This window comes from Nakamurella sp. (genome assembly GCF_048594475.1).
Classification (GTDB): domain Bacteria; phylum Actinomycetota; class Actinomycetes; order Mycobacteriales; family Nakamurellaceae; genus Nakamurella.
Genome location: NZ_JBMDXT010000144.1, coordinates 1 through 9,490 on the forward strand (window position 1 = coordinate 1; position 9,490 = coordinate 9,490).

The 9,490-nt window shown below is 75.3% G+C and carries 9 protein-coding genes and 2 riboswitches; all 9 genes read right to left on the reverse strand.

The features are described from left to right. Positions 1-142: 142 nt before the first annotated feature. Positions 143-1,417, reverse strand: coding sequence for an ArsA family ATPase (locus tag ACOJUF_RS07205; protein WP_420121181.1), 1,275 nt, complete (start codon positions 1,415-1,417; stop codon positions 143-145). Next, positions 1,414-1,851, reverse strand: coding sequence for an SRPBCC family protein (locus ACOJUF_RS07210; RefSeq protein WP_420121182.1), 438 nt, complete (start codon positions 1,849-1,851; stop codon positions 1,414-1,416). The genes ACOJUF_RS07205 and ACOJUF_RS07210 overlap by 4 nt, the downstream gene beginning before the upstream one ends. Positions 1,852-1,956: 105 nt before the next feature. Next, positions 1,957-2,754 carry a metallophosphoesterase family protein gene (locus ACOJUF_RS07215; protein WP_420121183.1) on the reverse strand — a complete coding sequence of 266 codons (798 nt, stop codon included), beginning with the start codon at positions 2,752-2,754 and terminating at the stop codon, positions 1,957-1,959. 26 nt (positions 2,755-2,780) lie between these two features. Continuing rightward, the gene (locus ACOJUF_RS07220) at positions 2,781-4,148 is read right to left on the reverse strand and encodes a C40 family peptidase (protein WP_420121184.1); all 1,368 of its coding nucleotides are present in this window, start codon (positions 4,146-4,148) and stop codon (positions 2,781-2,783) included. A 12-nt stretch (positions 4,149-4,160) separates the two neighbouring features. After that, positions 4,161-4,332: riboswitch (cyclic di-AMP (ydaO/yuaA leader) on the reverse strand. Positions 4,333-4,528: 196 nt separating this feature from the next. Next, a complete protein-coding gene (locus ACOJUF_RS07225; RefSeq protein WP_420121185.1) occupies positions 4,529-5,653 on the reverse strand; it encodes a glycosyltransferase family 4 protein in 1,125 nt (374 codons plus the stop codon). Positions 5,654-5,763: 110 nt separating this feature from the next. Beyond that, complete coding sequence (locus ACOJUF_RS07230; protein WP_420121186.1) at positions 5,764-7,005, reverse strand: C40 family peptidase; 1,242 nt, start codon at positions 7,003-7,005, stop codon at positions 5,764-5,766. 8 nt (positions 7,006-7,013) lie between these two features. After that, a riboswitch (cyclic di-AMP (ydaO/yuaA leader) is annotated at positions 7,014-7,204 on the reverse strand. 237 nt (positions 7,205-7,441) lie between these two features. Further along, positions 7,442-7,666 (reverse strand): hypothetical protein, encoded by a 225-nt coding sequence (locus ACOJUF_RS07235; protein ID WP_420121187.1) that lies wholly within the window; start codon positions 7,664-7,666, stop codon positions 7,442-7,444. A 20-nt stretch (positions 7,667-7,686) separates the two neighbouring features. Beyond that, the gene (locus tag ACOJUF_RS07240) at positions 7,687-8,169 is read right to left on the reverse strand and encodes an HIT family protein (protein ID WP_420121188.1); all 483 of its coding nucleotides are present in this window, start codon (positions 8,167-8,169) and stop codon (positions 7,687-7,689) included. Continuing rightward, the coding region (locus tag ACOJUF_RS07245) for an NYN domain-containing protein (protein ID WP_420121189.1) at positions 8,166-9,490 on the reverse strand (1,325 nt) is incomplete at its 5' end. The genes ACOJUF_RS07240 and ACOJUF_RS07245, both read right to left, overlap by 4 nt.

The window sequence follows — 9,490 nt, forward strand, 5'->3', positions numbered from 1 at the left end:
CGGTCGGCGACGACGTCGAGCAGCAGGGCCGCCTCGACCGCCAGCGGGCCGACCGCGGGCGATCCGGCCGGGCCCGGCCCGGCCTGGGCCCCGGTGTTCGAACCGGCGGGGTTCGACCCGGCGGCGTCCGGTCCGTGCTCGCTCACCCGGCACCGGCCATCGCCGCGCCGGGCACCGCGCCCGGGACGCCGGCGGCCAGCCCGGCCGGCCACTGGGCCGGGTCGGCGGCGAAGTCGATGACCAGGCGGCCGCCGGCGAAGCTCGCGCCCTCGGTGGTGCAGCGCTGCAGCCCGGACGGCAGCGCGATGCGCCGGCGGACGTCGCCGACGGTCACCACCAGATCGGTGCCCGACCGGGACAGCGCCAGGTCACCGCGATCGACCAGCGGCAACGGCAGCGACAGCTGGTACCAGCCGTCGGAGCCGGTGACCTCCATGGCCGGGCCGGTGCCCGCGGTGACCGGACCGGCGCCGACCGTGGCCAGCGGGTCGGCCGGGGCGGGACCGGCGGCGAACAGGTCCGCGGCCAGCTCGGCCAGCTGGGCGACCCCGATGGGTTCCTCCGGCCGGGTCGGCACCCGCCGGATGGGCAACCCCTGGAACGACTCCTCGACCTGCGTCATCGCCTCCCGCTGGCTCTCCCGCTGGCGGCGCAGGAACTCCCCGCCGACGCCCGGCGGCAGCAGCCGGTTGACGGTGACGGCCTCGACCGCGAACCCGTGCAGGGACAGCGCGGTGAACAGCCGCCGGGCCTCGGCGACGACCATCCGCTCCGGCGTGAGCACGAGCCGCACCCCGGTGATCGTCGGGTCGGCGAGCAGCGCGCGGGCGGCCATCAGCTCGGACAGCAACTCGCCGACGGCGTCGCGGACGGTGGCGTTGGGGGCGCCGGGCAGGCCGGTGATCGAGGCCGCGATGGTCCGCAGCACGCGCTGCGGGGTGCCCAGCAGCCGCTGGGCGTAGAAGCCGATGGTCTCGGGCAGGGCCAGCAGCCGCAGCGTCTCCCCGGTCGGGGCGCAGTCCACGACGATCGCGTCGTAGTCGCCCGACGCGGCCAGCCGGCGCAGCTCCAGCAGGGCCACGATCTCCTCGGCGCCGGGCAGCACCACGAGTTCCTCGGCCTGCACCTCGGCCATGCCGCGGGCCGACAGGACGCCGACCAGGTAGCTGCGGATGTGGCGCCAGCTCTGCTCGAACCGCCCGCGGGTGTCCACCTGGGCCGCGAAAAGTCCGGGCCGGCCGGGCACCGGCGTCGGTTCGCCGTGCAGCCGGGTGCCCAGGACGTCCCCGATCGAATGCGCGGGATCGGTGGACACCAGCAGGGTGCGGGCGCCGCCGGCGGCCCAGGCCACGGCCGTGGCGGCCGAGATGGTGGTCTTGCCGACCCCGCCCTTGCCGGTGTGCAGGGCAATCCTCATCCGGCTTCGACCCGCTTTTTCAGCTCCTTGAGCGCCGTGTCCAGGATCACCCGCTCGGCCTTGCGGCGCAGCACGCCGATCATCGGCACGGACAGGTCCACCGCGAGGGTGTACGTCACCTCGGTGCCCTTGGGCGTCGTCGCGAGCTTGTAGGAACCCTGCTGCGACTTCTGCAGCTGGCCCGAAACCAGCGACCAGGAAACCCCCATGCCGTCGTCGTCCCACTGGTAGGCCAGCTCGTAGGTGTCCTTGAGCAGCCCGGCGTCCATGCTGAACCTGACCTGGCGCGCCCGGCCGTTCTCACCCGGAACGGTGACGTCGACGCTCTTCACCGCACCCGCCCACTCGGGATAGGCGGCGAAGTCGGCGATCACGTCCATGATCGCCGCGGGTTCGGCAGTCATGGTGATCGACTGCGAAGAGGGAGTGGCCATGCCAGGAAGGCTACCCAGGTCGGAGGCGTTCGGCTGCAGCCGGCCGCGCGCCCCGGGTGTGCGTCGGGTCTCCCGGCGACGGCCCGGCGGGGCGGGCCCGGGCGGTCAGCCGACCTCGATCTCGAACGGCGTCGGGAAGCGTTGGAAGTGGCCGACGTTGACGCATTCGGTCCGGCCGCGGCGCAGCCGGCGGGCGATCGGTTGATGCACGTGGCCGTGCACGGCCAGCATCGGGGAGAACTCGTCGATCGCCTCGACCAGCCCCGGCCCGCACATCTCCAACCGGCCCGGCACGACGTCGTAGCGCAGCAGCGGCACGGCCGGCGGGACGTGCGAGCACAGGATGTCGACCGGGCCCAGGCGGGCGACCGCGGCCTTGTAGTCCTCGTGGGTGCGCATGAACGGGCGCCAGATCTGCGCCGGTCCCCCGAACACCGCGCCCGCGCGGCGGCTGGCCCCGCCGCCGACGAAACCCAGCCGAAGTCCGCCCACCTCCACGACCTGACCGTCCAGGTACGGCAGTTCGGCCCCGGCCACGTCCGTCCACAACTCGGCGACGTCGACGTCGCCCAGGGTGAGCAGGGTGCCCGGGCCGACCGCCGCCAGCACGTCCCGGTAGAGCGCCGCGACGACGTCGGACAGCGTGCCCAGCGGGTCCGGGATGCCGTCCCACAGATCATTGTTGAGCTGCCGCAGGCGCGGGAAGTCGCCGGCCAGGCGCAGGTCGATGAACGGCTGCACCCGGGCGGCGCCGAAGATCCGGCCGAGGATGCCCCCGGCCGGATCGTGGTAGTCGACGTAGTCGATCAGGTCACCGAGCACGACCAGACGCTCGGCGTGCCGGGCCGCCTCCCGCAGGCCGGCCACGTTGCCGTGGACGTCGGAGACGAAGGACAGGCGCACCGGCCCACCTTAGGCAGCGCCCCGGGTCAGCGATTGACCGCGTGCCCGGTCGGGTTGGGGCCGGCCGCGGCCAGCGGGACGACCTTGATCGGCACGCCCGGCATGGAGGCGTGCAGGACCTTGCCGTCGCCGACGTACATGCCGACGTGGCTGACCGGGGAGTAATAGGTCACCAGGTCGCCCGGCTGCAGCTCGTCCAGCGGAATCTCCCGCAGCCCCGCCTGGGCGGCGCTGTTGCGGGGGATGTCCACTCCGGCCTGTTGCCACGCCCATAGCATCAGGCCGGAGCAGTCGAAGGTGTCGGGGCCGACGGCACCCCACACGTAGGGCAGGCCCTGCCGGGACAGGGCGGCCTCCACCGCGATGCCGGCCTGCGCGCTGGGCGCGTGGGCGGCGGCCCAGGCAGCGAACGCCGGGCCGGTGTCGCCGACCGGCGCGGCGTCGTCGGCCAGGCCCGCGCGGTCGCGCTGGGCGGCCTGCTGGGCCTGCCGCGCCACGGAGGCGGAGTCGAGGTTGGCGGCTTCCTGGGCGGCGACCGCGGCGTCGATGTCGGAGGTCGACAGCTGGGCGAACGCGAGCTGGTACACCGCGATCTCGCCCTGCAGCTGGGCCTGACCGGTGTCCAGCGCGTCCCGGGCCGCCTGGGCGTCCGCGGTGGCCTGGTCGGCGGCCTGCTTGGCCGCACGGGCCTGGCCCTCGGCGACCTGGGCGGCGGCGCGCGCATCCGCGGCGGCCTGCCGGGCGGCCAGCGCCCCGGACAGGGTCTGCTGCTGGTCGGTGGCGACCTGGCCGAGCGACCCGGCCTGGTCCAGGTAGGCCTGCGGGCTGCCCGCGGTGAGCAGCACGGACAGGTCGTCGGTCCGCGCCCCGCGGAAGCTGGCGTTGGCGAAGGCGTCCACCTTGGCCTGGAACTGCGCGACGACGGCGTCCGCGGCGGCGACCTTCTGCTGCTCGGCGGACGTGCGGTCGGCGGCGGCGGCGAGCGCGGCGGCCGCGGCGTCGGACTGGGCCTTGGCCGCGTCGACCGCGGCCTGGGCGGGCAGCACCTGCTCGTTGTACGACTCGGACCGGCGGGCGGCGTCGAGCCAGGACTGCTTGGCCTCCTCGGCGGTGGCCGGGACGGCCACGGCCGGGGCGGGCTGCTCGGCGGCGGGCTGGGCCGGCTGCTCGGCGGCGGCCGGCTGGGCCCCGTCGGCGGAGATGGGCGACCGGACCCCGGGATCGGCGGCGGCCGGCAGCGCGGCGACGGTCGAGAGCATCGCGGCGGCGAGCACGACGCCACCGGCCATCCGGTAGACGCGGGCCCGGCGCGGGGTCCGGGTGCGGCCGGGCGGGCCGGCACTGGGTCGTCGGTCGGCGGCGGCACGCAGCAGGGAACCACGGTGGTGCGTCACGGGTACGGCAAGCCCTTCTTCCTTGCCGCCGACCGAGTTAGCTGACGGGTTCGGGCCAGGAAGTAGCCCTACCCGGGCGGACGGGGAGCACCGTGCGGCACGCGTCGTCCCACCCGGGATTCACCCCACACATAACTTGGGTCCCCGGTTCGATGCGATGGCATCGATTAGGCGGTGACCCGGAGGGGTGTCCGTGCGACATCCGCTGCTCCAGGTCACGAATAGATTACGACACCGACACGGATGGCGGCACCCCGAATGCGCATGACCAACCTCTCAATTCGGGCTGACAACGTTATCGATTCACGCGCATTGCACACCGCTTGTGAGCGGTGTCACGCGATCCGGCGGGAACCGATCACCCGATCGGGCGTCGGGGGTCAGCCGGAGAGCAACTCGGCCAGCCGGCCGGCCGATGCGTCCCAGTTCCACGCCTGCGTCACCCAGCGCCGGCCGTTGGCGCCCATCGCCGCGGCCCGGGCCGGGTCGGCCAGCAGATCGGCGATCGCGGTGGCGACCGCCGGCACGTCGCGCCCGTCCACCACGGTGCCGGTGCGGCCCTCCTGCACCGTCTCCGGCGCCCCGCCCGACCGGCCCGCCACCACCGGGAGCCCGGTGGCCGCGGCCTCCAGGAAGACCAGCCCCAGGCCCTCCACGTCGAGCCCGAGCCCGCGGGTGCGGCACGGCATGGCGAACACGTCGGCGGCTGCGTAGTGCGCCGGCAGGTCGGACCACGGCACGGCGCCGGTGAGCCGGACCCGGCCGGCCAGGCCCAGGCGGTCGACCAGACCGGTCAGCCGGGTCCGGTCCGGCCCGTCGCCGACGATCAGCATGCGCGCGTCGGGGGCCAAAGTGCGGATCCGGTCGGCCGCGCGGATCAGCGAGTCCTGGCCCTTGCGCGCCACCAGCCGCGACACCGACACGACCAGCGGGGCCTCCCCCAGCCCGTACCGGCGGCGGATCGCGGCGCGGGCCACGGGATCGGGCCGGTAGGTCTGGGTCAGCACGCCGGGCGGCAGGTACTCCAGGGCCGCCATCGGCCCCAACGCGGAGGCGATCCGCCGGCGGGCGTAGTGACTGACGAACGTCAGCACGTCGTTGACGCGGCCGATCCGGCGCAGTGCCCGCCGGGCGCCCGGCACCATCGACCAGCCGACCTCGTGGCCGTGCGTGCAGGCGACGGTGCGGACGACGCCCTCGGCGCGCAGGGCCGGCGTCAGCAATCCCAGCGGCGCCGCCGCCCCGTACCAGACCGCCCCGATGCCGTGGTCGCGGATCAGCTCGACCGCCCGGGTGCGGACCGCCGAGCCGGGCAGCATCAGCGAGCCGGGATGCCGGTAGACCGGAAAGGGCTGCCGCGCATCGAAGTCCGCGGCGCCGGGCCAGGCCGGGGCGTACACCACCAACCGATCGGCCGGCAGCCGCTGGGCCAGCGCCAGCAGGTAGGACTGGATTCCCCCGGCCCGGGGCGGAAAGTCGTTGGTCACCAACAGCGTTCGCCGCACGAGTGGCGCACCCACGACCCTTCTGCGCACGACCCTGCGGCGCCGGACGGACCCCGGGGCGATCCGCCCCGGGTGGGGCCGAGCCTAGCGGCCCGGCCCGCCGTCGTGGGTCAGCCGGTCACCCGGTGGCCGGTGGCGTTCGGGCCGGCCCCGCTCACCGAGGTGACGTACACCGGACGCGACTCGGTCGAGGCGTGCACGACCTGGCCGTTGCCGATGTACATGGCCACGTGCGAGACCGGCGAGTAGTAGGTGACCAGATCGCCCGGCTGCAACTGGCTCAGCGGCACCGAGGGCAGGCCGGCCTGGCCGCCGGAGGTGCGCGGGATGCTGACGCCGGCCTGCGCCCACGCCCAGGAGGTCAGGCCGGAGCAGTCGAACGCGTTCGGCCCGGCGGCCCCGTAGACGTACGGCGAGCCGACCTTGGACAGCGCGGCGGCCACGGCGACCGCGGCGGCCCCACTGGCGGCCGGGGCACTGGGCGCGGAGCTCTCGCTGGTGGCCGCGGAGGAGTCGGCGATCGCGGTCCGGTCGGAGCGGCTGGCCGCCTGCGGGGCCGGGTCGGCCGCGGCCGGCGCGGCCTCGGCCGCGGCGTTCGCGGCCGCATTGGCCTGCTCCTGCGCGGCGTCGGCGGCGGCGCGCTCCTGCTGGGACAGCGAGTCGTAGAGGGCCTTGTACCGGGCCGCCTCGGCGTCCAGGTCGGTCTTGCGGGCGGTCACGTCGGCGGTCGCCTGCTGCGCACCGGCGGCGGCGGCGTCCGCATCGGCCTTGGCCTGGGTGGCGGCGGCGGCCGCGGCATCGGCCTGGGCCTTGGCCTGCGCGGCGGTGTCCCGCGCGGCGATGGCCTCGTTCAGGGTCTGCTGGGAATCGGCGGCGACCCGGTCCAGGGAGCTCACCTGGTCCAGGAAGTCCTCGGCGGAGCCTGCGGTCAGCATGACCGACATGCCGTCCAGCCGGGCACCGCGGAAGCTGGCGTTGGCGAAGGCGTCGACCTTGGCCTGGTAGCCGGCGGCGGCCGCATCGGCCTGCGCGGCCTGGCCGGAGGCGGCCTGCGCGGCGGCGGCGGCCGCGGTGACCTGCTCACCGGCGGCGGCGGCGGCCGCGGTGGCGGCCGACTCCTTCTCCTGGGCGACCAGGAGTTCCTCGTTCAGCGCACCCGCGCGGTGCGAGCTGTCCAGGTAGGCCTGCTGGGCCTGGTCGGCGGTGGTCGGATCGGTCGGGTCGGCGAGCGCCGAGCCGGTCCAGAGCATGCTCGCGGAGAGCATCACGATCGCGCCGATGGCGACACCACGGGAACGTCGACGAAGGCTGTTCGTCATGGCCGGCCGTGGCCGGGCGTGCAGGGTCGCCACAGCAGGCGTACCTTCCTCCTCGCCGCCTACCGAGTTAGCTGACGGATTCGGGCCAGGAAGTTAGCCCTACCCCGGGCCGGATGCGGGCAGCCGTCAGCCACTCGCGCTCGACCAGGGGATTCACCCCAGACACACCTGGTTCCCCGGTTCGGCGTGCCACGCATGCCAGCGCGGGCGGCCGATTCGGCGGGACCTCCGGGACCACCCGATTGGTGGAAGCGGCCGAAGGTCTCGGATAGGTTACGAGACCCAACCCGAAAGAGTCCAGTCGAGATGGGAAAGTTGTGGACAACACGATGCAATCGCATCGGTGACGGTCCGTCCTCACCACCCTGACCTGCGCAGACGCCCGAGCTCGCGGGCACGTTCCGGCCGTGACCCAACTGAGACCACTGTCACACCCGGTGAACGGGGCAGCCTGCTGGACATCTGCCGGTCACCCGGCGGCCCGGTCCCCCGGTCGATGGACGGGCACCAGACGCAGCGGCGGGACCAGGCCGGACTCGGCCAATGCGCCGATCGCCGACCGTTCGGCCTCGTCCCATTCGATACCGTCCGGCGTCGACCCCAGCAGGACGGTGACCACGCACCCGCCGCAGGCGTTTCCCTTGACCGCGCAGTGATCGCAATCGACGTGCATGACGCGCTCCGTTCCCGTCATCGCCGGACTCTCCGGCTCTTTCAGGTGCTCGGTGCGGACGGTAGCGACGACCTCCGACAGTGCTCCCGCAGCGCGTCCAGGACGGCCCGGTGCTCCGCCGCCGGCGCCGCGGGGGCGCCCGGGACGACCATCGCCGGGCCGCCGGCCAGCGCGTCGCCGGCGCGGTGCGGGGCGAGGTTCACGTGGAAGTGGGCGACCCGCTCCCCGAAGACGGCGGCATAGACCAGGTCGGCGCCGGTCGCCGTCCGGAGCGCGGCGGTGACCGCGGCCAGCACGGGCCCGAAGCTGCTCGCCTCCGGCCCGTCCAGATCCGTGACGTACGGGATGTGCCGCACCGGCTCCAGGTGCGCGAAGCCCGGCACCGGGCCGTGCCCGACCACCGACAGCCGCCACCGACCGTCCGTCCACACCCGGGTGCGGCCGAAGAAACGATCGGCCTCGTCCGGACGGCACAGCAGGCAGTCCGCCGCCGGTCGGGCCGGCCCATCCACCGGGGCCGTCACCCGCCCGCTCCCCCGGGCCCGCCGGTGAGCAGGGCGAGGAACACCGACGACGGCCCGGACCGCGCGCCCGTGCGTACCGCATGATCGGCGACCCGGCGGTCCGAGCTGATCACGACCACCGGACGTCCGGTCGGTTCGGCCCGGACCAGGTCGGCGATCACGTCGTCGGCCTGCACCCCGGGGGCCGAGAACAGCACCCGGACGCCCCGCGCGAACGGCCGGGTGGTGGTCACCGCCGCGCCGTCGAACACCACCGTCACCTCGGCCGAGGTCCGGGCGGCCAGCGCGGACAGCTGCCGCACCAGCCGGTCCCGCTGGTCGGCCAGCGACAGTTCGGCGAACCCGGTCTTGCTGACGTTGTAGCCGTCGACGATCAGGTGGGTCCCGGGCAGACCCACCCAGGCGGCGAGCCGGACCGGATCGGCCGTGCGCCGGTCGGTGGCCGGCTCGGCCATGCCGGACGCCACCACCTCGGCCGGGGCCGGGCCGCCGCCGATCAGGTCCCACTCGCGACGCAGCCCCGACGCCGCCGCCTCGAGCACCTGCAGCAGCAGGTCGAGCCGGCGGTCGTCGGCGGCCCGCCGGTCGTCGCTGGTCTCCCGGAGCTTGCGCACGTTCTCCGCGGCGGCGTCGGCCCGGCCGGCGGCCGCCCTGGCCTGCTCCTGCCAGACCTGGGCCTGCTGCCGCGTCCGCGCCAGTTCCTGTTCCAGGGCCTGCGCCCGGGACCGTTCGGCGGCCAGCTGGTCCTGCATCTCCCGCACCCGGGTGCCCTGCTCGCGCAGCCGCTTCTTGAGCCGCTCGGCCTCGGCCCCGGACTCGACCGGCGGGGCCGCCGCCTGCGCGGCGAGCCGGCTCTCGGCCCGGGCCAGGCGGGCGGTCGTGGCCCGCAGCTCCTGCTCCAGGTCACCGATCCGGGCGCGGGCGTCGGTGCGGCCCTGCGCCGCGGCGGCCCGGTCGAGCAGCTCCGGCGCGTCGGGGGACCGGAGCAGCACCGCGCGGGCGGCGGCCGACGCCGGGTCGTCGCCGGTCGACTCCGCGAGCCCGGCGACGTGTTCGGCGACCATCGCCCGGAACACCTCGTCGTGCCGGACCGCGTCGGTCAGCACCCCGGCGGCACGTTGGGCGCGCTTGGCCGGGGCGAACCGCGCGACCCGCTGCAGCGGGGGTGAGAGGTCACGGACCGTCGCGCGCCCGACGACCTCGGCCGCCCAGCCGACGATCCGGGTGCGCACGGCGGCGGGCAGGTCGGCGGGCAGGTCGGCCGGCCCGGCCGGCGGCCGCCCTGGCCTGCTCCTGCCAGACCTGGGCCTGCTGCCGCGTC